Origin of the sequence: Duganella zoogloeoides, from assembly GCF_034479515.1 — a bacterium.
GTDB classification, from domain to species: Bacteria; Pseudomonadota; Gammaproteobacteria; order Burkholderiales; family Burkholderiaceae_D; genus Rugamonas; species Rugamonas zoogloeoides.
The window spans coordinates 3,831,687-3,857,362 of record NZ_CP140152.1 but is presented as its reverse complement, the minus strand read 5'-3'; the positions used below and the strand labels follow the sequence as shown (position 1 = coordinate 3,857,362).

Here is a 25,676-nt window from a genome sequence, read left to right as displayed (position 1 = left end):
TGGGTCAAGGCGCAGGTGTCGGAATTATTTACACTTTCCACTTCCGCTCTCGCTGTCTCGCCATGGGCGCGCAACTTCAGTTTTGGGAGTCAGAATGTTAACAGCCACATATACCCTGGTTGCGCTGTCGGTGGAACAAGCCAGCGTCCGCCTCAGTCTGCAATCGTTCCAGCAATACGTCCGCAATACCTTGCTGCAGCAAAACAGCATCACGCTCTCGCAACTCGAGTTCGCTTGCGAATCGCTGCACAAGCTCTACCAGGCATGTCACTGGCGCAAAACCGAAATGTACCTGATTCCCGCGCTGCGCCAGACCACCGAGCGTGCCGACCACCTGCTTGACGAACTCAACCGCCTGAACCAGTCGGCGCTCACCGCCATCCGCAACTTGCAGGAAAAGATGGGTATTTTTGCCGGCATGCAAGATTTTCGCGTCGAACAAGTGTGCGACAGCATCGAAACCTTTTGTTCGTCCATGCTGAAGCGGCTGGAAAAGGAAGAACAGGAACTGTTTGCCATCGCCCGTGCGGCATTCGCCGGCGATACCTGGTTCTCCATCGCCAACCAGTTGATGATGCACGACAAGCACCTGGAAGAAATGAAGCGTTGTGCCCCGGCAGCCGTGGCGCCACGTGCTGCGGTCCGGCAACTCACCGACGCCCAGATCACCATACCCGGGTTGCAGGTATTGCCGCTGGTGGACGATGACGATGAAAAAGAGGACTTGCCGCACACCCGGCCGGCACGATCGCGGCCGGCGGCACGCCACGGCTTGCTCGACGAAGCCATGGCCAAATAGCCTGCGCAACAGCCTGCCAGTAGCCCGCCAAATTGACGCTGGCCGCGCCGTCCGGTCACGAATTACACGCCCGCCGCACGCCCGCCGGGCAAATTCCTTCTGCTTTGCTATGATGGTGGTTTATCCCACCTCCATAGCGCCCCATGTTCGATTTCATCTTTAAGCGCACTACCGCCCAAACCCAGGCCACGCCCAATGCTCCGGGCGCAGCGGATACGGGAGCCGCCGCGGCGGCTGCGGATTCGACCAGCCGCCGCGATGAGCAGGCGCAACGCGCCGCCGCGCTGGCTGGCGACGAAGCGGGCGCCGTGGCCCTGATCCTGCAAAGCGAATTTGCCGGCGTGCGCCTGGCCGCCGCCGAACACGTGCAATCGCAGTCAGGACTGGAACAAGTGCTGGCCGCCATGCGCAACACCGACCGCCGCGTGGCCAAGCTGATGCAGGGCCGGCTCGACGCCATCCGCTACCAGCAGGCCGAGCTGCAAAAAGCCCAGGCCTGCCTCGAGCAGGCCGAGCGCCTGCTGAAGGAAGAAAAGCTGACACCGAACCAGGTGGCCGAACTCGATCGCCAGTGGACCATCACGTCGGCGGTGCCGGCGGTGGCAGAGCCGTATGCGGCCGCCCGCGCCGCGCTGGCAGGCCGCCTGGAAGCGCAAGTGGCGCTGCAGCGCAAGATCATCGATGCCATGGCCGTGGTGCGCCAGTTGCCGAATGCAGGACTGCCGGTGGGCGAGTCCGAACAAACGCTGGCGCGCCACGCCGCCGAACTGGCCGACTACCAGCAGGCGCCCGAGCACGCGGCGTTGCCACGTCATTTGCTGTCCGATTACAACCAGGCTATCGAGCAGGCGCGTGCTGCGTTCGCTGCTGCCGGACGCCGGGCCGCCACAGTTGCTGTCACCGCCGTACCTGGCGGCGCTTCTGCAGGCGCTGCCTCCGGCGCTACTGTCCCGGCCGCAGACGCACCGGGCGCTACGGCAGCGGATACCTCAGCCACTACGGCAGCCGATCCATCGGCCGCCAATGCCGCCGGTGCCGAAGCCAGCCCCGCAGCCACCGACGCCGCCGCTCCCGCGCCCAAGAAGGAGCGCCCACCGAAGCCCCAGCAATCGAAGGAAGTGGAAAAGAAATTCCTCGACACGCTGGAGGCCATGGAAGCAGCCCTCGAGCAGGGCTCGCTGCACGCCGCTGCCGAGCACGACAAATGGCTCAAGGATCACAAGATCCGCCTGTCGCAGCAGCAGACCGACCACCTGAATCACGTTCGTGCCGAACTCAAGCGCCTGGCCGACTGGGCCCGCTGGAGCGGCAATGTCTCGCGCGAGGAACTGGTCAAGGCCGTGGAAGAACTGCCGGTCCAGGGCCTGTCGATGAGCGAGCTGGCGCAAAAAGTGGGCAGCATGCGCGAACGCTGGAAGGAGCTCGACGCCGTCTCCGGCCACGCGCCCAAGGGCTTGTGGGAAAAGTTCGACGCTGCCTGCACCGCCGCCTACGCGCCGGCCGCCGCCCACTTCAAGCACCTGGCCGAGGAACGCCACGCCAACGCTGCCAAGGCGCAAGCGCTGATCGACGAGATCCGCGCCATGGCCGACTCGGCCCATGACGGCGCCGACCTGAAAAACGTTGCCGCTGCCGTGCAGCGCCTGCGCCAGGTGTGGGGCCGTCTCGGCGCCATCGACCGCAAGGAAAAGCGCAAGCTCGACCAGGCCTTCGACAAGGCCCTGGGGCAGTTGCAGGCGCCATTGTCCGAACAGCGCAAGATCGAGGCAGCCAAGCGCGAGGAACTGATTGCCGAAGCTGAACAGTTGCAGCCGGCCGACCGCCACACGCTCGACAAGCTGCGCCGTCTGCAGGAACGTTGGCAGGAGCTGGCCAAGGCGCTGCCGCTCGAGCGCAAGATCGAGCAGGCGCTGTGGCAGCGTTTCCGCACCGTGTGCGATGCGATTTTCGCCAAGCGCAAGGAAACCGCGCACGCCGCCGACCACGAGCGCAAAGCCCACCTGCACGCGCGCGAAGACCTCTGCAAGGCGCTGGAAACGGCCACCTTCAGCGGCGACGACAAAGCCCAACTGGCAGCCATCGCGCACACCCTGCGCGATGCGCAAACGGCGTGGAACAGCGCCGGCGTGGTGCCGCGCGCGGCCGAAGCCCGCATTAACGAGCGTTATCAGGCGGCAGTGGCCGGCGTGCAAGCGCAAGCCGACGCCATCAAGCGCCGCGCCGGCGCCGCCCAGGCCAATGCACTGCGCGACAAGCTGCGCCTGGTGCAGGCGCTGGAGCAGTCGATTGCAGGGCAGGGCGAACAACTCGATGCCGACGCCTGGCAAGCCCGCTGGACCGCGTTGCCGCCGCTCGGCGGCGACTACGACAAGGCGCTGCAAGGCCGCTTTGCGGCTGGCGTGACGGCCCTGGAGGCGGGACGCGAGTCGTACACCAGGCAGCTGGAAGCCAATCGCGCCAAGCTGCTCGACGAAGTGCTGCGCCTGGAGATCGTCGCCGGGGTCGATTCCGGCGCCGAGTTCGCGCGCGAGCGCCTGAAAATGCAGGTAGAAGTGTTGCAAACGTCGTTGAAATCGGGCCAGAAACCGCTGTCGGCCACCGCCGCCTACCTGCAATTGTGCGCGATGCCGGCGCTGGCCGACGACCGCACCGTCAGCCGTATCGAGCAGCTGCTGCGCCGGATCGGCGGTTCGGAGCGGGCATGAGCGAGGGTAGTCAACTCAATCAGGTCCGGATCCAGACCGAAGATTTTGATTTGACCACCGAGGTGGCGCGCCTGCGCGCCGCCAACCCGAAGATCGGCGCGGTGGTGACGTTCGTCGGCGCGGTACGCGACCTCAACGACGGCGCGTCGGTGGCCGAGATGGAGCTGGAGCACTACCCGGGCATGACCGAGCAGTCGATTGCCGCCATCATCGAGCAGGCCAGGCTGCGCTGGCCAACCTTCGGGGCGCTGGTGATCCACCGCGTGGGGCCGCTCAAGCCGCTCGACCAGATCGTGCTGGTGGCGGCCACGGCCGCGCACCGGGGCGAGGCCTTTGCCGCCTGCGAGTTCATCATCGATTATCTGAAGACCGACGCGCCGTTCTGGAAGAAGGAAGTCACGCCAGACGGCGCCCGGTGGGTCGATGCCCGCGTGAGCGACGACGCGGCGCTGGCCAAATGGCGGGGGGCCGCGTCTACCTGATGTTGTCAAATGGTTCTGGTCGCAGGTCTTGAAAAGTAGTCGTACAACCCTATCTGTGCGCTAACTCAAATCTATCGGAGCATCACCATGCGGCAAGATAAACTCACGACCAAACTCCAGGAAGCCTTGTCGGACTCGCAGAGTCTGGCAGTGGGCAATGACAACCAGTACATCGAACCCAGCCACTTGCTGCTGGCGCTGTTGAACCAGGACGACGGCAGTGCCCGCTCGATCCTGCAGCGCGCCGGTGTCAACGTTGGCGGTCTCACCAAGTCGCTCAAGGATGCGCTCGACCGCAAGCCCAAGGTGTCGGGCACGGGCGGCGACGTCCAGGCCAGCCGCGAGCTCGTTGGCGTGCTCAACATGGCCGACCGCGAAGCGCAAAAACGCGCGGACCAGTTCATTTCCAGCGAAATGGTGCTGCTGGCCCTCACCGAAGACAAGTCCGACGCCGGTACGCTGGCCCGCGAAAGCGGCCTGACGCGCAAGGCGCTGGAAGCGGCGATCGAGGCCGTGCGCGGCGGCGGCAAGGTCGATTCGCAAGAGGCCGAAGGCCAGCGCGAAGCGCTGAAAAAATACACGCTGGACCTGACCGAGCGCGCCCGCGCCGGCAAGCTCGACCCCGTGATCGGCCGCGACGATGAAATCCGCCGTGCGATCCAGGTGCTGCAACGCCGCAGCAAGAACAACCCGGTGCTGATCGGCGAGCCGGGCGTCGGTAAAACCGCGATTGTCGAAGGCCTGGCGCAGCGCATCGTCAACAACGAAGTGCCCGATTCGCTCAAGGGCAAGCGCGTGCTCGCGCTCGACATGGCGGCGCTGGTGGCCGGCGCCAAGTACCGCGGCGAGTTCGAGGAGCGCCTGAAAACCGTGCTCAAGGAGCTGGCGATGGACGAAGGCCAGACCATCGTCTTCATCGACGAAATGCATACGATGGTCGGCGCCGGCAAGGCTGACGGCGCCATGGACGCGGGCAATATGCTCAAACCCGCGCTGGCCCGGGGCGAGCTGCACTGCGTGGGCGCCACCACCCTCGACGAGTACCGCAAGTACATCGAGAAAGATGCCGCACTCGAGCGCCGCTTCCAGAAAATCCTGGTCGATGAGCCGAGCGTGGAAGACACGATTGCCATCCTGCGCGGCTTGCAGGACAAGTACGAGCTGCACCACAAGGTCGCCATTTCGGACGCCGCCATCATCGCGGCGGCGGAATTGTCGCACCGGTACATCACCGACCGCTTCCTGCCCGACAAGGCGATTGACCTGATCGATGAGGCCGCGTCGAAAATCAAGATCGAGATCGACTCCAAGCCCGAGGTGATGGACAAGCTCGAACGCCGCCTGATCCAGCTGAAAATCGAAAAGGAAGCGGTCAAAAAGGAAAAGGACGAGGGCTCGCGCCGTCGCCTGGACCTGATCGAGGAAGAAATCGAACGCCTGCAACGCGAACTGAACGACTACGAGGAAATCCTCAAGGCCGAGAAGGCGGTGGTGCAGGGCAGCACCCATATCAAGGAAGAGATCGAGCGCATCAAGCTGCAAATGGAGCAGGCCACGCGCGAGAGCAACTGGCAGCGCGTGTCCGAGTTGCAATACGGCCGCCTGCCCGAGCTGGAAGCGGAACTGAAGCAGGCCGAAACGGCGGCGGCCAACGGCGTGTCGCTGGAAAAGAATACGCCGCCGAAGCAGCGCCTGCTGCGCACCGAGGTGGGGGCCGAAGAGATTGCCGAAGTGGTGTCGCGCGCGACCGGGATTCCCGTCTCGCGCATGATGCAGGGCGAGCGCGACAAGCTGCTGCACATCGAGGAAAAGCTGCACGAACGCGTGGTGGGCCAGGACGAGGCGATTTCGGCCGTGTCCGACGCCATCCGCCGCTCGCGTGCCGGCCTGTCCGATCCGAACCGGCCATATGGTTCGTTCATGTTCCTGGGACCGACGGGCGTGGGTAAAACCGAGCTGTCGAAAGCCTTGGCCGGTTTCCTGTTCGACACCGAAGAGTCGATGATCCGCATCGACATGAGCGAATTCATGGAGAAACACTCGGTGGCCCGCCTGATCGGCGCGCCGCCCGGCTACGTCGGTTACGACGAGGGCGGCTACCTGACCGAAGCGGTGCGCCGCAAGCCGTACAGCGTGATCCTGCTCGACGAAGTGGAGAAGGCGCACCCGGACGTGTTCAACGTGCTGCTGCAGGCGCTCGACGATGGCCGCATGACCGACGGCCAGGGCCGAACCGTCGATTTCAAAAACACGGTGATCATCATGACGTCCAACCTGGGCTCGCATAAAATCCAGGCGATGGAAGATTCCGATCCGTCGGTGGTCAAGCTGTCGGTGATGGCCGAGGTGCGGTCGCACTTCCGCCCCGAGTTCATCAACCGCATCGATGAGATCGTGGTATTCCATGGCCTCGACGAGAAGAACATCGGCGCGATTGCCAAGATCCAGCTGGCGATCCTGGAAAAACGCCTGGGCAAGATGGACATGGCGCTCGAAATCACCGACGCCGCGCTGCAAAAAATCGCCGAGGCAGGCTACGATCCGGTGTATGGCGCTCGTCCACTGAAACGCGCGATCCAGCAGCAGATCGAAAATCCGCTGTCCAAGCTGATTCTGCAAGGGCGGTTTGGTCCGAAGGACGTGATTCACGTCGATGCGGAAAATGGCGAGCTGACGTTCAGGTAACAGGTAACGGCTGGCAGCCAGCCGTGAACCGTGAGCCGCAACGCCGTCATCCCCGCGCACGCGGGGATGACGGATCTCGGTGCAACTTAACTAAAAAACGCCGTCGGCGTGCTGCCGAACGTTTTCTTGAACATCGCCGAAAACGCCGACTGGCTCGCATAACCGAGCTGGGCCGCCACCTGCGACAGCGGCATGCCGCGCGCAATCAATGGCGCTGCGTGCGCCAGCCGCACCTGCTGGCGCCACTGCACGAAACTCATTCCCAGTTCGCGCTCGAACAACCGCGTCAAGGTCCGCTCGGACGCCCCCACCCGGCCCGACCAATCCTGCAAGGTCAGCTCCACGCCCGGATCGTCGATCAGCGCATCGCACAGTGCTTTCAGGCGCTTGTCCACTGGCAGCGGCACGCGCATCGGCCGCACCGCGCAGCGCGTTACTTCATCGAGAATCATCTCGCTCAGGAGCCGCTCGCGGTCCGACTGTTCGTGCTCGTCGTGCTGCTCGAGCGCGGCGATCAGCTCGCGCAGCAGGTTCGATACGTGTACCACCTTGCAATCGTCGCCGGCAAACGGCGAGCGGCTCGCATGCACGAAGACCGGCCGCAGCAGCGTCGGTTCCAATACCGTCACCGTGTGCTCCATGTCGGGCGGGATCCAGATCGCCCGCTGCGGCGGCACGATCCAGCTGCTGTTGTTGGCCGTCACCCGCACCATGCCCTGCATGGCGTACGTGAACTGGCCGTACGGATGGTGATGCGGCAATAGCACAGCGTTGGCGGCCAGGTTGCGTCCGGCGATGGTGACTTGCCGTTGCAGGGTAGGGTAGACGCCTACCCGGTTGAACAAGGTGTGGGTGACGATCGGAGCTGGCATGGTGGCGGGTTGTGGCGGAATCGCGCTAAAAGATGTCGTCCTATCTTAAATCAGACGGCGCGTTTCGGCCTACACTGGCGTTTCAAAATAGCAACAGGAGCGCACAATGGATGACAAACAATTATTTCGGCAAGACGCCCGGGTGATCGGCCTGGTCGGACTGGCGCACGGCACTTCCCACTTTTATCACTTGATTTTGGCCGCACTGATCCCGTGGCTCAAACCCGAGTTCAACTTGTCGTATGGAGAACTGGGCCTTTTGATGACGGTGTTCTTTGCCGTGTCCGGCGTGGGGCAGGCCATGGCCGGTTTCGTGGTGGACCGTTTCAGCGCGCGGGTGGTGCTGATGAGCGGCGTGGCGCTGCTGGGCATTTCTGCGGTGGTGCTGTCGTCGGCGCAGAACTACGGCCAGTTGATGGTTGGCGCTTTCCTGGCCGGCTGCGGCAACTGCGTGTTCCACCCGGCCGACTACACCTTGCTCAACCAGCGCGTATCAAAAAAGCGGCTGGCGCACGGCTTCTCGGTGCACGGCATCAGCGGCAATATCGGCTGGGCGCTGTCGCCATTGTTCCTGACGTCGGTGGCCGGCCGGACCGACTGGCGCACCGCGCTGCTGTGCGCGTCCGTGCTGCCGTTGGGCGTGCTGGCGCTGCTGCTCTGGAACCGTCACGCGCTGCGGCCGGAACCGGCGGCCGTACCTGCCACCGGCGCGGCAGTCGTGGCCGGAGCAAGCGCACTTGGCTTCCTGCGCCTGAAAGTGGTGTGGATGTGCTTTGCCTTCTTCGTGATTTCGGCGGTGGCCCTGGCTGGTGTGCAGACCTTTGCTTCCACCAGCCTGGTGAGCCTGTACGGCATGTCGCTGGCGTGGGCCACGTCGGCGTACACGTGTTTCATGCTGTCGTCGGCGGTCGGCATGTTGTACGGCGGTTTCCTCGGTGCGGGTAATGGCCGCCACGACCGCATCATCATCGGCGCTTTTGCGGCGGCAGCGGTGTTCGCATTGATACTGGCGGCAGCCGTGGTGCCAGCCTGGATGTCGATCGTGCTGATGGGACTGGTGGGTTTTGCCACCGGCATTGCCGGGCCGTCGCGTGACCTGATGATACGGGGCGCGGCGCCAGCCAACGCCACCGGCCGCGTGTTCGGCGTGGTGTATTCGGGGCTGGACACGGGCCTGGCCATCGGCCCGCTGATGTTTGCGGCGCTGATGGATGCCGGCCACCCGGCTGGCGTGTTCGTCGGCATCGCCATCTTCCAGGCACTGGTGATCTTCACCACCATCGGTGTGGGCAATAACAGCCGGTCCATGCTGGCGGCCAAGGCGGCGTGAGACCGATCCGATTGAAAAACCGCGAGTGTTGGGCGATTGCATCACTTTTCAGAATTATTTTTTAGATAAGTTCGGTTGTGGATCACAACAAGGGGCGCTTTTTGCGCCCTTTTTTCATCTGGCGGAAAATCAATTTCACATCGTGGGATTTCATGTGAGTTTGCAGCATCGACTTCTTTCATGCTGAGAAAAGGCGTTCCGTATCCTGAAAAATGATTTTTAATGCGTTGATTGTTAAGGAATATATTTTAGTTATATGTCTTATAGAAGACTGCTCATGCGCTGCACAAAAAGGACTACTATAGTTCCAACAGCACGGCATTCTTTACCACCAAACTGAATCAACCCTAGGAGAACACCATGGCAACTCGTGAACAGCAAATCGCCGCCCTGCAACAAGACTGGGACACCAACCCACGTTGGAAGGGCGTTACCCGCACCTACACGGCGGAAGACGTTGTGCGCCTGCGCGGCTCGCTGCAGATCGAGCATACGCTGGCCAAGCGCGGCGCCGAAAAACTGTGGGACCTGGTCAACAACGAACCATTCGTCAACGCACTCGGCGCGCTGACCGGCAACCAGGCCATGCAGCAAGTCAAAGCGGGCCTGAAAGCGATCTACCTGTCCGGCTGGCAAGTGGCGGGCGACGCCAACGTGGCTGGCGAGATGTACCCGGACCAGTCGCTGTACCCGGCCAACTCGGTGCCGCTGGTCGTGCGCCGCATTAATAACACCTTCCAGCGCGCCGACCAGATTCAATGGTCGGAAGGCAAGGACGACATCGATTACTTCGCGCCGATCGTGGCCGATGCCGAAGCCGGTTTCGGCGGCGTACTGAACGCCTACGAACTGATGAAGTCGATGATCGACGCGGGCGCTGCCGGCGTCCACTTCGAAGACCAGCTGGCCTCGGTCAAGAAATGCGGCCACATGGGTGGCAAAGTGCTGGTGCCCTCGCGCGAAGCCGTGGAAAAACTGACCGCCGCCCGCCTGGCAGCCGACGTGATGGGCACTTCCACCCTGGTGATCGCCCGTACCGATGCCGAAGCGGCCGACCTCTTGACGTCCGACGTCGATGAAAACGACCGTCCGTTCTGCACCGGCGAGCGCACCGTGGAAGGCTTTTATAAAGTCAAACCGGGTATCGAGCAGGCCATTTCGCGGGCCCTGGCCTACGCGCCGTATGCCGACCTGGTGTGGTGCGAAACCGGCAAGCCGGACCTGGCTTTTGCCAAGCAGTTCGCCGACGCCGTGCACGCCAAGTTCCCGGGCAAGATGCTGGCTTATAACTGCTCGCCATCGTTCAACTGGAAGAAAAACCTGGACGATGCCACCATCGCCAAGTTCCAGAAAGAGCTGGGCGCCATGGGTTATAAATTCCAGTTCATCACGCTCGCTGGTTTCCATGCACTGAATTACGGCATGTTCAACCTGGCGCACGGCTATGCCCGCAACCAGATGTCGGCTTTCGTGGAATTGCAGGAAGCAGAATTCGCTGCTGCCGAGAAGGGCTTCACGGCCGTCAAGCACCAGCGCGAAGTCGGCACCGGCTACTTCGATGCCGTCACCCAGACCATCCAGAACGGCCAGTCGTCCACCACGGCGCTGCACGGTTCCACCGAGGACGAACAATTCTTCGACAAAAAGGTTGCTTAACCAGTTTAAAACCCGCACGGCCAGGCGGGGTCGGAGCCTGACAGGGCCCGACCGCGAGCGGTAAAGCCTGCTCCGCGTTATAAGCGCGGGGTGAGGGTTACTGCCTGCCGTGCTGCGCCTGCAAGGCTTCTTGCAGGCGCTTCTTCAATTCCGCGCCGTCGGTGATCGCGCCGGTGTCATCGGGCACTTCCACGATGTGGGACTGAAAGTCCTTCAATATCACGTGCTCCGGCACGGTGTCTCCCGGTATCGCCCCCAGAATTTCTCCCTGATCGTCGGTCACGATGGTCATCTTCATGTTTACCTCCCCGTTGGTCAATTCGCCATCTTAGATTTGCCCGACGTGTGCGCCTTGATGCAAACGTGGTACAACCGTTTTTGGGTCCGGCCCCGGTTCTGGTGGATAATGCGGGATTGCGCAGTCCAGTCTGCATTACCTATTTAGAAAGTCCCCACACATGTTCAGCTACCGCCACGCCTTTCACGCGGGAAATCACGCCGATGTATTGAAGCATTTCGTGACCATCCAGATGCTGCAATACTTGAATCAGAAAGACACCGCCTACACCTATATCGACACCCACTCGGGCGCCGGTGTGTATGCGCTCGACGGCGCTTTCGCCTCCAAGAACGCCGAGTACGACACCGGCATCGGGCCGCTGTGGGACTTGAAGGACATGCCGGCGCCGGTCAAGGAATACGTTGACCTGATCAAGGGCATGAACCCGAGCGGCAAGATGCGCCAGTACCCGGGCTCGCCGTTCATCGCCGACCTGGTGGCGCGCGAGCATGACCGCCTGCGCCTGTTCGAGCTGCATCCGGCCGACTTCAAGCTGCTGACCGATAACTTCCGCAAGCTCGACGAGCACGCCGCCCAGCAGGGCATCCGCCCGACCACGCGCGGCAAGCGCGTGCTGGTGACCAAGGGCGACGGCTTCCAGTCGCTCAAGGCGCTGCTGCCGCCGCCATCGCGCCGCGCGCTGGTGCTGATCGACCCGCCGTACGAAGACAAGCAGGACTATAAAAAGGTCAAGGATACGCTGGCCGAATCGCTGCTGCGCTTCCCGGGCGGCACGTACGCGGTCTGGTATCCGCTGCTGCAACGGATGGAATCGCGCGAATTCGCGGACAAGCTCAAGCAACTGCAATGCAACGACTGGCTCAACGTGGTGCTCACCACCCACACGCCGATGCCCGATGGCTTCGGCCTGCACAGCAGCGGCATGTTCATCCTCAATCCGCCTTACACGCTCGAGCCGATGCTCAAGGAAGTGATGCCGTGGCTGGTCAAGGCGCTGGGCAAGGACAGCGGCGCACGCTTTACGCTCGAGAGCGGCAAGCCGCTGCCGGTCGGTAAATCGATCCGCACCCGCACCCCGTTGGCCCGTCCCGGCACCGGCGAGGGTGCTGCCGGCGGTCGTCCCGGCGCCAGCGGTCGTCCCGGTGGCCGTCCGGGCGCGAGCACCAGTACGCCTTTCAATGCCAAGCCCGGGTTTGGCGGCAAGCCAGCGTTCGGTGCCAAGGCCGCTTCGGCAGGTTTGTCTGCCGACGCCAAGACCTCCCCAACAGGCAAACCTGCCCGGGCCAGGCCAGCCCCGGCCCGGCCGACGGCCGCCAAGCCGGCTGGCAGCGACCAGCCCGCAGTTGCACGCAACAATGGTCCGCGCCGGTCCGGCACGCGATAGGTTTTTAGTTGTCATTTTGGTAGCATCGGGTATAGTTGGGTATCCGCGGGCGCCGACGTCAGTTCAGCGCCGCGTTCCAGCACTTTAGCGGGGGCCACGCAACAGGTTTCGGGGTCTCCTGAGGGGATGTCCATGCTGTCAGCGACCGAGCTGCCACCGTCCAGGCTTGCCGATAATTTCTTCCTGGCCCGTCAGCCCATCCTCAACCGGGGCCAGCGGCTGGTCGGTTACGAACTGCTGTTCCGCGACGCCCACACCGCCACCACCGCAGAGTTTCGCGACGATGCGTCCGCCACCGCCACGGTGATCGCCCACGCGTCCGAGCTGGGCATGGAGCTGGTCGTGGGCGACCAGCTTGCCTTCGTCAATGTCGATGAAGTTGGCCTGATGAGCGACTTCATCCGCTTTCTGCCACACGACAAGGTCATCCTCGAAATCCTGGAAACCGTGGAAGCCACGCCTGCCGTGCTCGAACGCGTGCGCGAGCTCAAGCGCGCCGGCTTTCGCTTCGCGCTCGACGACGTCATCGGCGAGACGGCGGACGTGCAAAAGCTGCAGCCGCTGTGCGACGTGATCAAGGTCGATATCAAGCAGATGAAGCCCGGCACGTTGGCGGCATTGGCCAGGGTACTGAAGAATCCGAAGCAAAAGCTGCTGGCTGAAAAGGTCGAGACGGTGGAAGAGTTCCGCCAATGCATGGATCTCGGTTTTGAATACTTCCAGGGCTATTACTTTGCCCGTCCCGTCATTCTCAGCGGCAAAAAGATCTCGCCGTCCCAGCGCAGCGTGCTGCACTTGCTCGACCTGATCGATACCGATGCCAGCAGCCACGAGATCGAATCGATGGTCAAGCACGATGCGCTGATCACCCTCAATCTGCTGCGGCTGGTCAATACCCCGGCGGTGGGCACGCGCTACCGCATCAATTCGGTGGGGCATGCGTTGATGGTGCTGGGCAGGCGCCAATTGCGGCGCTGGCTGCAGATTTTGCTGTATGTAAAAAGCGGCGGCGCGCACGAATTCACGTCGCCCCTGCTGCAACTGGCCACCACGCGCGGCAAAACCATCGAGTTGTTGGTCGAACATACGCGGCCCGGGCAGCGCACCAGCGCCGATATCGGCTTTACGGTGGGCGTGATGTCGCTGATGGATACGCTGTTTTCGATCCACATGCAGGAACTGCTCGACAGCGTGAACGTGCTCGACGAAGTGCGCACGGCGCTGCTGGAGCGGGCGGGGGACTACGGCGTGCTGCTGAGCCTGATCGAGAATATCGAGCGCGGGCGCGATGCGGTGGCGCTGGGGCAGATGCTGGAGCAGATTGCCGTCAGGCCGGCCGAGCTGTATGCGATACAGCTGGCGGCGATCGAGTGGGTGACGGAATACTCGCGCGGGTTTTAATAAAAGACCTTACTGTCCCAACAACAAAAACACCGTCGGCTTCTTGTGAAAATCGGGCGCCTTGCCGCCAGCCAGCTGGCTCTTCCACTGCGCCCCGGTCTGGGTGCGTATGGTTTCCGTCGCCAGACTCAAATCGGTGGCCACGCAAATCAGCGTGCCTGGCGCACAGGCGCCGACCAAGGCTTCCAGCATGGCCGTGTTGCGATACGGCGTTTCGATAAACAGCTGGGTTTGCTTTTCCTTGCGTGAACGGGTTTCCAGTTCCTTGATGCGGGCGCTGCGCTGGGCCGCATCGGTGGGCAGGTAGCCGTTGAAGGCGAAGCTTTGGCCGTTCAGGCCGCTTGCCATTACTGCCAGCAACAACGACGATGGGCCCACAAGCGGCCGTACCGGGATGCCGTGCTGATGCGCGAGGCGCACGAGATCGGCGCCGGGGTCGGCCACGGCCGGCACGCCTGCTTCCGACACCAGCCCGCCATCGCGACCGGCCAGCAACGGCGCCAGCAAGCCGGCCAGCGCTGCCGGCGGCGTATTCACGTTCAGTTCGGAAATGGTGATTTCCTGCAGCGGCTTGCTCAACGGATGGCTGGCATTGACCAGCTTGAGGAAGGCGCGCGCGGTCTTGGCGTTCTCGGCCACAAAATAATCGAGCTGCGACGTGATGCGCTGGACCTGTTCAGGCAGCACGGAGGCGAGCGCTTCGGTCTCGCCCAGGGTATTTGGAATCAAAAATAAGGTGCCGGGCATGAATAACTCATCAACTATCTAAAAAAGGAAATACCAAGATTGCGCAGCATGCCTGTCAGGGCGATCAAAGGCAAGCCGGTGAGGGCGGTGGGGTCGGTGCTGTCGATCCGTTCCAGGATGGCAATGCCGAGCCCCTCGTTCTTGGCGCTGCCGGCGCAGTCGTACGGCTGCTCGATCCGCAGGTAGGCGTCGAGCTCGGCATCGGGCAGGTCGCGGAAGGTCACGCGGGTCTGGATGTCGGCCAGCTGGGCGGCGCTGTCGGGGTGCTCGGCGCGGCCATCCCACACGCACAGCGCGGTGTGGAAGACCACTTCGCGCCCGCGCATTTTTTGCAACTGCGCCAGCGCGTTGGCATGGTTGCCGGGCTTGCCGATCTGTTCGTCGTCGAGCGTGGCCACCTGGTCGGAGCCGATCACGACGCTGCCCGGTAGTTTGGCGGCCACGGCAGCAGCTTTTTCGCGCGCCAGGCGCAGCGCGGTGGCGCTCGGCGTCTCGCCGGGCAGGGGGCTTTCGTCGATATCGGGCACGGCCACGTCGAACGGCAAGTGCAAGCGCGACAACAGCTCCTTGCGGTAGGCGGAGCTCGATGCCAGCACCAGGCGTAACGGTAAACTTGATGTCATAGGGGGGAATGTTATATGCTCTGTCGCCGGCGTTCGCTGATGCGCGCCGGACACATTAAAAACCGTAAAAATGCTCAAACAGCGTGTTAAGTCATACAGCTTTTGACTTGCGGGTGAAAACCCTGCTATTATCGCAGGTTTTCCGGGGAATTTTTCTGTAATGAATGCTACGGTCATCGACGCTTTTGATTTTTGTCGTCACAATGGCAGCGAACACGGCGTAACGCCTGTTGCTCAAATGACCCGTCTGGCCAAGGACTGCGCTGACGCGTCCGGCGAGATTACCTGGAAGGTAGAAGGCGGCGCCGGCAAGATGGGCTACCCGCAGTTGACCCTGTCGGTTGCCGGCACGGTGCAACTGGTCTGCCAGCGGTGCCTGACACCTTATGCCCACACCCTCGACTCGTCGACCGTGCTGGTGCTTGGTAAGGATGATCAGGAAGCCGACGAAATCGAAGAAATTATTGCTGACGAATCGATCGATGTGATCGTCGGCACCCGCAGCATGCTGGTGATGGACCTGGTGGAAGATGAAGCGTTGCTGGCCTTGCCGCAATCGCCGCGCCACGCAGTCTGCCCTGACGCATCACTGCTCGATAAGGCGAAAAGCGCCAAGATCTCGCCCTTCGAAGCACTCAAGGGCCTGAAATAAGTCGGCACCGGTAAGCCGCAAATCCGAACAAGCTGTAGTAAAGAACGTGTCATGCGCGTGCAGTAATCGAGTATTGGCAAGTTGTAGTAAAAGTAGTACCCGCATTTAACGTCGCCGGGCTGTATTGCCGGCGGGATACTCGATTCGCATGTATTTGCTGATCGATTGTGTTAAAATTTTAGAACTTATGTATTAGGAGTCATTAACATGGCAGTTCAACAGAACAAGAAGTCCCCTTCGAAGCGCGGTATGCACCGTTCGCACGATTTCCTGGTTGCTCCACAACTGGGTATCGAGCCAACCACCGGCGAAACCCACCTGCGTCACCACATCAGCCCTAACGGCTTCTACCGTGGTCGTAAAGTCCTGAAAACCAAAAACGACGAGTAATCGACGCTTTTGCTGGACACGGAAACAGGCGGTGCTGAGTTATTGAGCATCGCTTTTTCTTTTTTCATCGGCTGCAAACCACTTTTGCACACCGTCATGTTGATACGCCGGCCGTTACTGGTCCGCAGCTTGCCGCAGCTCGCCCCGGAAGGGCTGGAGCGTGGTACTGAACCCAAACAATGACAATCAAAATTTCTATCGACTGCATGGGCGGAGATCACGGTCCATCGGTCACCATTCCCGCAGCAATCTCCTTCGTCAACCGCGAACAAGACGCCGAGCTGATCCTGATCGGACTCGAAGACGTCCTGCGCGCCGAACTGAAAAAGCATCACGCCGACACCCATCCGCGCCTGTCCATCGTCCACGCTTCCGAGCAGGTGACCATGGACGACCCGCTGGAAGTTGCGTTGCGCCGAAAAAAAGATTCGTCGATGCGCGTGGCGATCGAGCAGGTCAAATCCGGCAAGGCCCAGGCCGCTGTCTCGGCCGGCAATACCGGCGCCCTGATGGCAGTGGCCCGCTACGTACTGAAAACCATGAGCGGCGTCGATCGCCCGGCGATCTGCTCGATCATGCCGAACCAGAAGAACGGCCCGACCTACATGCTCGACCTGGGCGCCAACGTCGATTGCGAACCGCATCACCTGCACCAGTTCGCCATCATGGGTTCGGTGCTGGTCTCGGCCATGGAAAACATCGAACGCCCGACCATCGGCCTGCTTAACGTCGGTACCGAGGACATCAAGGGCAACGAAGTGGTCAAGGCCACCGGCAAGCTGCTGCAGATCGACCACGAACGCGGCGCGCTGAACTTCTTCGGCAACGTTGAAGGCAATGACATCTTCAAGGGCACCACCGACCTGGTGGTGTGCGACGGCTTTACCGGCAACGTCACGCTCAAGGCAGTGGAGGGCGTGGCCCGCTTCTTTGCCGACACCGTCAAGACCGAATTCAAGCGTACGCCGCTGACCATCCTCAGCGCCTTGCTGGGCCGCGGCGCGCTCACTGCCATCAAGAACCGCCTGTCGCCGTCGCGCTATAACGGCGCCAGCCTGCTCGGTTTGCGCGGCCTGGTGTTCAAAAGCCATGGTGGCGCCGACGCATATTCCTTTGAGTGGGCGATCAAGCGGGCGTATGATGCAGCCAAAAATGACGTGTTGCCGCACATTTCGACCCTGATCGCCGAGCTGATGCCGCGCAACACTGAAACGCCTGAGGCGGCTGCCGCACCTGCAGCCGCCCCCAGTGCCGCCGGCGTCGTTGCTGGCTAACTATCGAGTGGAATAGACGGCATGACCTTGTATAGCAAAATTATCGGCACCGGCAGCTACTTGCCGGCGCAACGTGTGACCAACCAGGACCTGGCCCAGCAGCTGGCCGCCAAGGGCATCGAAACTTCCGACGAGTGGATCGTATCGCGCAGCGGCATTTCGGCGCGCCACTTTGCCGCCGCCGACGAAAAATCGTCGGACCTGGCGGCCAACGCTGCCAAAAAGGCGCTGGAAATGGCGCGCCTGGCGCCCAACGATATCGACCTGATCATCGTTGCCAGCTCCACCCCCGACTTCTTTGGCAGCTTCCCCAGCACCGCCTGCATCGTCCAGCAAAAACTCGGCATCACCAACAATGGCGCGGCCGTCGATGTGCAGGCTGTCTGCAGCGGCTTCGTGTATGCGCTGTCCACGGCCGATGCGTTCATCCGTGCCGGCGTGCACAAGAACGTGCTGGTGATCGGCGCCGAAGTGTTTTCGCGCATTCTCAATTTTAACGACCGCACCACCTGCGTGCTGTTCGGCGACGGCGCCGGCGCCGTGGTGGTGACCGGTTCGGACGAGCCTGGCATCCTGGCCACCGCGCTGCACGCGGACGGCAGCCACTCGGGCATCCTGTGCATGCCCAACTCGTTCAGCGGCGCCACCGCCGGCGAAGCCTACCTGTACATGGACGGTCCGGCGGTGTTCAAGCTGGCCGTCTCGGTACTGGAAAAGGTCGCGCACGAAGCGTTAAACAAGGCTGGCATGTCGGCTGACCAGATCGACTGGCTGGTGCCGCACCAGGCCAATATCCGCATCATGAACGGCACCGCCAAGAAGATGGGCCTGCCGCTGGACAAAATGGTGGTGACCGTCGATCAGCATGGCAATACGTCGGCTGCCTCGATCCCGCTGGCGCTGGACGCTGCCGTGCGCGACGGCCGCATCAAGAACGGCCACAACGTCATGATGGAAGGTGTTGGCGGCGGCTTTACCTGGGGCGCGGTACTGGCCACCATGAGCGGCTTGCCGGATACGCTGTAAGCGGCGACTTGTTGCGCCAGAATTAGAGTTAGAGTTCTAACGGCTATACTTCAGGCCGACAAGAATTGATTCCCTTCGAATGGATGACGTATGACTAAATTTGCATTTGTATTCCCGGGCCAGGGCTCGCAGGCGATCGCCATGCTGGACGGTTTTGCCGGCAACCCGGTGGTGGCAGAAACCATCGCCGAAGCGTCAGGCGCGCTGGGCTTTGACCTCGGCAAGCTGATTGCCGAAGGTCCGAAAGAAGAGCTGGACCTCACCACCAACACCCAGCCGGTGATGCTCACCGCTGCCGTGGCCGTGTACCGCGCATGGATCGCCGCAGGCGGCCCGGCGCCAACCATCGTTGCCGGCCACAGCCTGGGCGAATACTCGGCGCTGGTCGCTGCCGGCGTGATCGCGTTCAAGGACGCCGTGCCGCTGGTGCGCTTCCGTGCGCAAGCGATGCAGGAAGCCGTACCGGTCGGACTCGGCACCATGGCTGTCGTGCTCGGTTTGTCGGACGACGACGTGCGCGCCGCCTGCGCCGAAGCCACCGCTGCCGTGTCGGACTCGGTGGTGGAAGCGGTCAACTTCAACGCGCCGGCGCAAGTCGTGATCGCCGGCCATACTGCTGCGGTCGAGCGCGCCTGCGATATCGCCAAGGCCAAGGGCGCCAAGCGCGCCATGAAGTTGCCGGTCTCGGCGCCGTTCCACTCGTCGCTGCTGAAACCTGCATCGGATCGCCTGCGCGACTACCTGGCCGACCTGACCTTCGCCGCACCGCAAATCCCGCTGATCAATAACGTCGATGTGGCTGTGCTGAACGACGTCGATGCAATCAAGGATGCGCTGGTACGCCAGGCTGCCGCACCGGTGCGCTGGGTGGAAACCATGCAGCAGGTTGCTGCACAAGGCATTACTCAGGTGATCGAATGCGGTCCCGGCAAGGTGCTGATGGGCTTGACCAAGCGCATCGATGCGACGCTGGTAGGCGACGCCATCACCGACCAGGCGTCGCTGGAGCGCATCTTGACCTCGCTCAAGTAAGACTGCGGCGCAGAGTACTATCGTTTAGCACTAACTAGTTAGGACACACATGAATTTAGCAAATCAAGTGGCGCTGGTGACCGGCGCTTCGCGCGGCATCGGCAAGGCCATCGCCCAGGAGCTGGCGCGCCAGGGTGCGCGCGTGATCGGCACCGCCACCACCGAAGCGGGCGCGGAAGCGATTTCAGCTTACCTGGCTGAAATCAATGCCGAGGCCGGTAAAGGCCTGGTCCTGAACGTGACCGACGCCGAGCGCTGCGCGGCCGTCATCGACGAAATTACCAAGACGTACGGCGCGGTCGCCATCCTGGTCAACAATGCCGGCATCACCCAGGATAACCTGGCCATGCGCATGAAGGACGACGAGTGGGACAGCGTGATCGCCACCAACCTGTCCGCCGTCGGCCGCCTGTCGCGCGCCGTCTTGCGCGGCATGATGAAGGCCAAGGCTGGCCGCATCATCAACATCACGTCGGTGGTGGCCTCGTCCGGCAACCCGGGCCAGATGAATTACGCTGCCGCCAAGGCTGGCGTGGAGGGCATGGGCCGCGCGCTGGCGCGTGAAATCGGCAGCCGCAACATCACCGTCAACAGCGTGGCGCCGGGCTTTATCGATACCGACATGACCAAGTCGCTGGGCGACGACCAGCACGCTGCATTGCTCACCCAGATCCCGTTGGGCCGCCTGGGCAAACCTGAAGATATCGCTGCTGCGGTCGCCTTTTTGGCCTCGCCGCAAGCGGCTTACATTACCGGCACCACGCTGCACGTGAATGGCGGTATGTATATGAACTGATGGGATTTCCCATCTTTTACCAGCGATTTCGGTGCACTTATGGGGAAACTCGTAGCAAACACCGAAATTAGTTTTTCAGTGCGCAAACCTGATAAAATGCGCGCTTTCCGTAACAAACAAATGGAGCCATAACATGTCGGATATCGAACAACGCGTTAAGAAAATCGTCGCAGAACAACTGGGCGTCGCAGAAGCGGACATCAAGATCGAATCCTCGTTCGTTGACGATCTGGGCGCTGACTCCCTGGACACCGTGGAACTGGTGATGGCCCTGGAAGACGAGTTCGAAATGGAAATCCCTGACGAACAAGCAGAAAAGATCACCACCGTGCAACAAGCCATCGACTACGCCACCGCGCACGTCAAGGCGTAATTGCCGCCCGATCGACTTTAGGAGAATCGCTTGAGAGGTTCTAAAAACCGTCGTGTTGTCATTACCGGCCTGGGCGCCGTTACCCCGATTGGCAACAATGTTGCCGATACCTGGGCAGCGGCACTCGAGGGCAAATCCGGCATTGCCACCATCACCAAGTTTGACGCACAAGCTTTCAGTACCCGTTTTGCCGGTGAAGTCAAAGGCTTCAATATCGAGGACTACATCTCGGCCAAGGAAGCGCGCCACATGGATACGTTTATCCATTACGGCATGGCGGCCGGCATCCAGGCGGTGCAGGATTCGGGTATCGAAGTGACCGACGCCAATGCCGATCGTATCGGTGTGATCATCGGTTCCGGCATCGGCGGTCTGCCGATGATCGAAGAGCAGAAGGAAGACTACGACAAGCGCGGTCCGCGCCGTATTTCGCCCTTCTTCGTGCCTGCCTCGATTATCAATATGATTTCGGGCAACCTGTCGATCAAGTACGGCATGCGCGGTCCTAATCTGTCGATCGTCACCGCTTGTACCACCGGCCTGCATTGCATTGGCGCTGCCGCTCGCATGATCGAGTATGGCGATGCCGACGTGATGATCGCCGGTGGCGCCGAGTCGACCGTTTCGCCGCTGGGTCTCGGTGGCTTTGCTTCGGCAAAAGCCCTGTCCGCGCGCAACGACGACCCGGCCACCGCATCCCGTCCATGGGATACGGACCGCGACGGCTTCGTGCTGGGCGAAGGCGCCGGCGTGATGGTCGTGGAAGAGTACGAACACGCCAAGGCACGCGGTGCCAAGATTTACGCCGAGCTGGTCGGCTTCGGCATGAGCGCCGATGCTTACCACATGACGTCGCCCCTGGAAGACGGTAGCGGTGGCAGCAAGTCGGCGCAAGCCGCGCTTGCCAACGCCGGCCTCAACCCGGACCAGGTGCAGTACGTGAATGCGCACGGCACCTCGACGCCGCAAGGCGACGTGGCCGAAGTGCAGGGCATCAAGCGCACGTTCGGCGACCACGCCAAAAAGCTGGTGGTCAATTCGACCAAGTCGATGACCGGCCACTTGCTCGGCGGCGCCGGCGGCCTGGAAGCAGTGTTTACGGTATTGGCGGTGCACCACCAGGTGTCGCCACCGACCATTAACATCTTCAACCAGGATCCGTCGTGCGATCTGGACTTCTGCGCCAATGTCGCCCGCGACATGAAGATCGAGTATGCAGTGAAAAACTCGTTCGGCTTCGGCGGAACCAACGGCAGCCTTGTCTTCGGCAAGATCTAGGTAGTAAAAAAGTTTAACTTTATGTTGAACTAAAACCGCGCCCGCCATGTCAAAGCATGGTGGGCGAGGATTCGGCGCTGGCATTCGCCAGCGCCTGAATTGCCCGGCCCCGCGCCGGCGCATCCAGTTTTATCGCTCCCCATCCGTGTAGATTTTTTGTGTTGTCTCTATCCGTGCTGCAGTCATGTCGATCGCGGTGTCCGTCATCGTTCGTCCCTCGCCTGGTTTGCGCTTGTTGCACGCCGGGTTGTGCTGTTGCGTGCTGGCGTCCGCCGCTGCCTGTCCCGGCGTGCTGGCGCCGCTGGCGTGCGTGGTGGCCGCTATCTGTGGCTATGTCTGCGGGCAACCATGCGGTATTGCAATGGCGGTTGATATAACCGCAGTCGGGCAATTCCGCACTGCGCTATACCAACATGCGGGAACGCCGCTGCGCCTGCTTGATGGATCGACCGTGTGGCGCGGTTTGCTGCTGCTGCGCTTGGGTGGTGCGGATGGCAGCGTGCGGTCGGTGCTGGTGTTGCCCGATTGCGTAAGCGGGGCGGAGTTGCGCGCGTTGACGCTGGCCTGTCGGGCCGCCGCCGCGCGCAGCGAAATAAATGCGCCAACACTGTGAACTTCTTGCAGCGGGCTAACTCTATAGCATAAAGGGTTGCGGCGACGTTGCAGGCCACCGAGGAATTCCGGAGTGACGACAGAACGTGAGTGTGACCAGATGCTGGTCGACCGGGTCCGGGCCGGCGACAAGCAGGCGTTTGACATGTTGGTGGCCAAATATCAGCGCCGCCTCATGCGCCTGCTGTCGCGTATCGTGCACGACCCGGTGGAAGCCGAAGACGTGGTACAAGAGACGTTTATCAAGGCCTATCGCGCGTTGCGGCATTTTCGTGGCGACTCGGCTTTTTATACGTGGTTGTATCGCATAGGAATTAACACGGCCAAGAATTTTTTGACGACGCAGGGCAGGCGCACGCCCACGTCGACGGAAACCGACGCCGAACATGCCGAGGGTTTTTCAGATGGCGATAATTTGCGCGACATCAATACGCCGGAATCCATGCTGGCCAGCAAGCAAATTGCCCAGACCGTCAACGCGGCCATGGACGCCTTGCCACTCGATTTACGGACTGCGATCGCCTTGCGCGAAATAGAAGGGCTCAGCTACGAAGAGATTTCCGATATCATGGCTTGCCCCATCGGCACGGTCCGCAGCCGTATCTTCCGTGCCCGAGAAGTCATCGCTGAAAAGTTAAAGCCTCTGCTCGATATGCCGGTTGACAAGCGCTGGTAAGGCAGGAATGATGGCATTGGCGCCCGGCAATTTGTCGGCCGTGGTGGCAATGTATTGACAGGCGGAGCAAGCGATGGATACCCATAAAAGACTGCACGAAAACATTTCGGCGCTGGCGGATGGCGAGCTGGCGCAGAGCGAGCAGGAACTTGCCTTCGCGGCGCTGGAAACCACCGAGGGCAGGGCGGCGTGGCAGGCCTATCACCTGGTCGGCGACGTGCTGCGCGACAGCGCTCAAGGCGCGCTCAGCAATGGGTTCCGCGCGGCGCTGGCGGCGCGCCTCGACAACGAGCCTGCGCACGAGCTCTCGCCGCTTGCGCCAGGCGCCACCGACCCTGCTGCGCCACCGTTTGCCGCATCGGCCAACGGCGCTGCTGCCGCCCATGCCAGCAACGCCGCCAATACCGCTACTGCCGCCGCTGCAAATACGCTCGCCACCAGCGCTGCCGCCGGCGCCACGTCCCACGGCCAGGATGCCTCCAGCGCCGACGTAATCTTCCCTTAAGCCGTTTTATTTCTTCCTGCTCGTATAATTACCCGGTGTGCCGCGTGCGGGACTTTTATCCCGCCCTGTGCTAGCCTCATGGCGCGCGCCTCGCACCGCGACGCGTGCTGCCTGCATTCCAGAACCTTTAGAGAACGATCTCCATGAAAAATAATTTGAAAAATAATTTATCTGTCGGCAGTAAAACTCTCTCCGCGCTGCTGGTCAGCGCAAGCGTTTGGATGTCGCCCGCCGTACTGGGCATGAGTCCGGCAGTTGCCGCCGCGCCGGTCACCGGCGCCGTGATGGGCTTGCCCGACTTTGCCGACCTGGTTGACCGCGTTGGCCCCGCCGTGGTCAATATCCGCACCACCGAGCTGGTCAAGCCGGGCGGTCGTGGCGAAGTCGGCGAAGACGAAATGGCCGAATTCATGCGCCGCTTCTTCGGCGGCGCCATGCCGGTGCCACCGCAAGGGCAGGGCCGCAAAACACCGCGCCGCACCCCGGTACCTGAAGAAGCAGTGCCGCGCGGCGTCGGCTCCGGCTTCATCCTGTCGGCCGACGGCTACGTGATGACCAATGCCCACGTGGTCGATGGCGCCGACGAGGTGTTCGTCACGCTGACCGACAAGCGCGAATTCAAGGCCAAGGTACTGGGCGCGGACGCCCGCACCGACGTGGCCGTGCTGAAAATCGAAGGTGAAAAACTGCCATTCCTGTTGATGGGCGACTCCGACAAGATCCGCGTGGGAGAGTGGGTGATCGCCATCGGCTCGCCGTTCAACCTGGAGAACACCGTCACCGCCGGCATCATCTCGGCCAAGCAGCGCGATACCGGCGACTACCTGGCGCTGATTCAAAGCGACGTGGCCGTCAACCCCGGCAACTCGGGTGGCCCGCTGATCAATATGCGCGGCGAAGTCATCGGCATCAATTCCCAGATCGCCACCCTGTCCGGCGCGTATAACGGCATTTCGTTCGCGGTGCCGATCGACGAGGCGATCCGCGTGTCCGAGCAGCTCAAGAAGAGCGGCAAGGTCACCCGCGGCCGCATCGGCGTGCAGATTTCCGAGGTGAACAAGGAAGTGGCCGAGTCGCTGGGCCTGAAAAATGCCCAAGGTGCCGGTGTGGCCATGGTGGAGCCCGACGGTCCTGCCGACAAGGCCGGAATCAAGCCGGGTGACATCATTCTGAAATTTAATGGCACGGCGATTGCCCGCTCGTCGGACCTGCCGCGCGTGGTCGGCGGCACGGCGATTGGCAGCAAGGCGACCATTACCGTGTGGCGCAAGGGCCAGCAACTGGACTTGCCGGTCAACGTGGTGGAAATGGATGCCGACAAGACCGGCAAGGGCGCAACCGGCAAGGGTAAGGGCGGCAAAGCCGAGCCGGAGCAGGCCAAGTCCAACGCGCTGGGCCTGATCGTTACCGACCTGCCGGCCGACAAGCGCAAGGAGCTGGGCGTCGATGGTGGCGTAGTGATTGCCGATGTCGATGGCGTGTCCGAAGCGGCTGGCCTCGATGAAGGCGACATCCTGCTGCAGCTGAACAATACCGCGATCAAGGACGCCAAGCAGTTCAACGCGCTGGTGGCCAAGCTCGATCCGAAGAAGCGCTCGGTAGTGCTGGTGCGCCGCGGTGACCAGACGCAGTTCATTTCGCTGCGTCCGAGCGAGCTGGCCAAGTAAGTGATATTGCCACCGTCCGCATACGCGGGCGGTGGCAGCCTGCCAGACTTCCATGCATTTCACTCTCTACTCCCGCAGCTACTGCCACCTGTGCCAGGACATGCACGACGCGCTGCTGCGCCTGCAGCCGCCGGGCGTCATTTTTACGGTGGACGTGATCGACATCGACCAGGCCGGCGATCCTGCACTGCTGGCCCGGTACGACGAACTGGTGCCGGTGCTGTTTGCCGATCTGGCTGATCCCGAGCTGTGCCATTACCACCTCGACGAAGCCAAAATCCGCGCATTGCTGGTGAAATAGTCAAAATTCATGGCAAAAAGGCTGTGCTTTGTATAAGTCGGGCTTTCCACTCTGAAATCCGGTAAAATGCCGGGTATCACGTTTGGCAGTCCAAGGCGCTCGCCAGGGC

At 61.9% G+C, this 25,676-nt stretch carries 25 protein-coding genes; 21 read left to right on the top strand and 4 right to left on the bottom strand.

Annotation, left to right across the window (positions count from 1 at the left end):
* Positions 1-94: 94 nt before the first annotated feature.
* The 4 genes from SR858_RS16975 to clpB all read left to right on the top strand — a co-directional run bounded on the left by SR858_RS16975 (position 95) and on the right by clpB (position 6,671).
* Entirely contained in the window at positions 95-799 is a 705-nt protein-coding gene (locus tag SR858_RS16975) for a hypothetical protein (protein ID WP_019920185.1), read from the top strand.
* Between the two features lie 143 nt (positions 800-942).
* Positions 943-3,504 (top strand): DUF349 domain-containing protein, encoded by a 2,562-nt coding sequence (locus SR858_RS16970; RefSeq protein ID WP_026636976.1) that lies wholly within the window; start codon positions 943-945, stop codon positions 3,502-3,504.
* Positions 3,501-3,986, top strand: a complete 486-nt coding sequence (locus SR858_RS16965) for a molybdenum cofactor biosynthesis protein MoaE (protein WP_019920184.1) — start codon at positions 3,501-3,503, stop codon at positions 3,984-3,986. The genes SR858_RS16970 and SR858_RS16965 overlap by 4 nt, the downstream gene beginning before the upstream one ends.
* 87 nt (positions 3,987-4,073) lie before the next feature.
* Entirely contained in the window at positions 4,074-6,671 is a 2,598-nt protein-coding gene (gene clpB, locus SR858_RS16960; protein WP_019920183.1) for an ATP-dependent chaperone ClpB, read from the top strand.
* Positions 6,672-6,757: 86 nt separating this feature from the next.
* Here the strand turns inward: clpB and SR858_RS16955 are convergent, their stop codons facing one another.
* Complete coding sequence (locus SR858_RS16955) at positions 6,758-7,543, bottom strand: AraC family transcriptional regulator (RefSeq protein WP_019920182.1); 786 nt, start codon at positions 7,541-7,543, stop codon at positions 6,758-6,760.
* A 106-nt stretch (positions 7,544-7,649) separates the two neighbouring features.
* On the opposite strand from SR858_RS16955, the gene SR858_RS16950 reads away from it, so the two are divergent.
* Positions 7,650-8,873: an MFS transporter gene (locus SR858_RS16950; RefSeq protein WP_019920181.1), complete on the top strand. Its 1,224-nt coding sequence runs from the start codon at positions 7,650-7,652 to the stop codon at positions 8,871-8,873.
* A gap of 360 nt (positions 8,874-9,233) precedes the next feature.
* Positions 9,234-10,529, top strand: a complete 1,296-nt coding sequence (gene aceA / locus SR858_RS16945; protein WP_019920180.1) for an isocitrate lyase — start codon at positions 9,234-9,236, stop codon at positions 10,527-10,529.
* A 97-nt stretch (positions 10,530-10,626) separates the two neighbouring features.
* On the opposite strand, the gene SR858_RS16940 is transcribed toward aceA, so the two are convergent.
* Positions 10,627-10,827 carry a hypothetical protein gene (locus SR858_RS16940; RefSeq protein WP_154819720.1) on the bottom strand — a complete coding sequence of 67 codons (201 nt, stop codon included), beginning with the start codon at positions 10,825-10,827 and terminating at the stop codon, positions 10,627-10,629.
* Positions 10,828-11,047: 220 nt separating this feature from the next.
* Here SR858_RS16940 and rlmJ point away from each other — a divergent pair, with 220 nt between their 5' ends.
* On the top strand, positions 11,048-12,214 hold the full coding sequence (rlmJ, locus tag SR858_RS16935) for a 23S rRNA (adenine(2030)-N(6))-methyltransferase RlmJ (RefSeq protein ID WP_322533674.1): 1,167 nt from the start codon (positions 11,048-11,050) through the stop codon (positions 12,212-12,214).
* A 132-nt stretch (positions 12,215-12,346) separates the two neighbouring features.
* A complete protein-coding gene (locus SR858_RS16930) occupies positions 12,347-13,615 on the top strand; it encodes an EAL and HDOD domain-containing protein (RefSeq protein ID WP_019920177.1) in 1,269 nt (422 codons plus the stop codon).
* Positions 13,616-13,624: 9 nt separating this feature from the next.
* Here the strand turns inward: SR858_RS16930 and SR858_RS16925 are convergent, their stop codons facing one another.
* Positions 13,625-14,362 (bottom strand): SAM-dependent methyltransferase, encoded by a 738-nt coding sequence (locus SR858_RS16925; protein WP_019920176.1) that lies wholly within the window; start codon positions 14,360-14,362, stop codon positions 13,625-13,627.
* 14 nt (positions 14,363-14,376) lie between these two features.
* Complete coding sequence (locus SR858_RS16920; RefSeq protein WP_026636975.1) at positions 14,377-14,985, bottom strand: Maf-like protein; 609 nt, start codon at positions 14,983-14,985, stop codon at positions 14,377-14,379.
* 160 nt (positions 14,986-15,145) lie between these two features.
* Between SR858_RS16920 and SR858_RS16915 the strand changes: the two genes are divergently transcribed.
* The 13 genes from SR858_RS16915 (at position 15,146) to SR858_RS16855 (ending at position 25,567) form a co-directional block, all read left to right on the top strand.
* Positions 15,146-15,637, top strand: a complete 492-nt coding sequence (locus tag SR858_RS16915; protein WP_026636974.1) for a YceD family protein — start codon at positions 15,146-15,148, stop codon at positions 15,635-15,637.
* A gap of 207 nt (positions 15,638-15,844) precedes the next feature.
* Positions 15,845-16,027 carry a 50S ribosomal protein L32 gene (rpmF, locus tag SR858_RS16910; protein ID WP_008449924.1) on the top strand — a complete coding sequence of 61 codons (183 nt, stop codon included), beginning with the start codon at positions 15,845-15,847 and terminating at the stop codon, positions 16,025-16,027.
* A 179-nt stretch (positions 16,028-16,206) separates the two neighbouring features.
* On the top strand, positions 16,207-17,301 hold the full coding sequence (gene plsX, locus SR858_RS16905; protein ID WP_019920173.1) for a phosphate acyltransferase PlsX: 1,095 nt from the start codon (positions 16,207-16,209) through the stop codon (positions 17,299-17,301).
* A 21-nt stretch (positions 17,302-17,322) separates the two neighbouring features.
* Positions 17,323-18,327 (top strand): beta-ketoacyl-ACP synthase III, encoded by a 1,005-nt coding sequence (locus SR858_RS16900; protein WP_019920172.1) that lies wholly within the window; start codon positions 17,323-17,325, stop codon positions 18,325-18,327.
* Positions 18,328-18,417: 90 nt separating this feature from the next.
* Positions 18,418-19,359 (top strand): ACP S-malonyltransferase, encoded by a 942-nt coding sequence (gene fabD, locus SR858_RS16895; RefSeq protein ID WP_019920171.1) that lies wholly within the window; start codon positions 18,418-18,420, stop codon positions 19,357-19,359.
* 49 nt (positions 19,360-19,408) lie between these two features.
* The gene (fabG, locus tag SR858_RS16890; protein WP_026636973.1) at positions 19,409-20,155 is read left to right on the top strand and encodes a 3-oxoacyl-ACP reductase FabG; all 747 of its coding nucleotides are present in this window, start codon (positions 19,409-19,411) and stop codon (positions 20,153-20,155) included.
* A 133-nt stretch (positions 20,156-20,288) separates the two neighbouring features.
* Complete coding sequence (gene acpP, locus SR858_RS16885) at positions 20,289-20,528, top strand: acyl carrier protein (protein ID WP_008449912.1); 240 nt, start codon at positions 20,289-20,291, stop codon at positions 20,526-20,528.
* A 30-nt stretch (positions 20,529-20,558) separates the two neighbouring features.
* Complete coding sequence (gene fabF, locus SR858_RS16880; protein ID WP_019920169.1) at positions 20,559-21,806, top strand: beta-ketoacyl-ACP synthase II; 1,248 nt, start codon at positions 20,559-20,561, stop codon at positions 21,804-21,806.
* Positions 21,807-21,990: 184 nt separating this feature from the next.
* Positions 21,991-22,419 (top strand): hypothetical protein, encoded by a 429-nt coding sequence (locus SR858_RS16875; RefSeq protein WP_152882506.1) that lies wholly within the window; start codon positions 21,991-21,993, stop codon positions 22,417-22,419.
* A gap of 72 nt (positions 22,420-22,491) precedes the next feature.
* Positions 22,492-23,094 carry an RNA polymerase sigma factor RpoE gene (gene rpoE, locus SR858_RS16870; protein WP_026636972.1) on the top strand — a complete coding sequence of 201 codons (603 nt, stop codon included), beginning with the start codon at positions 22,492-22,494 and terminating at the stop codon, positions 23,092-23,094.
* A 73-nt stretch (positions 23,095-23,167) separates the two neighbouring features.
* Positions 23,168-23,599 carry a sigma-E factor negative regulatory protein gene (locus SR858_RS16865; protein WP_019920167.1) on the top strand — a complete coding sequence of 144 codons (432 nt, stop codon included), beginning with the start codon at positions 23,168-23,170 and terminating at the stop codon, positions 23,597-23,599.
* Positions 23,600-23,742: 143 nt separating this feature from the next.
* A complete protein-coding gene (locus SR858_RS16860) occupies positions 23,743-25,266 on the top strand; it encodes a Do family serine endopeptidase (protein ID WP_084669788.1) in 1,524 nt (507 codons plus the stop codon).
* 52 nt (positions 25,267-25,318) lie between these two features.
* On the top strand, positions 25,319-25,567 hold the full coding sequence (locus SR858_RS16855; RefSeq protein WP_019920164.1) for a glutaredoxin family protein: 249 nt from the start codon (positions 25,319-25,321) through the stop codon (positions 25,565-25,567).
* Positions 25,568-25,676: the final 109 nt, after the last annotated feature.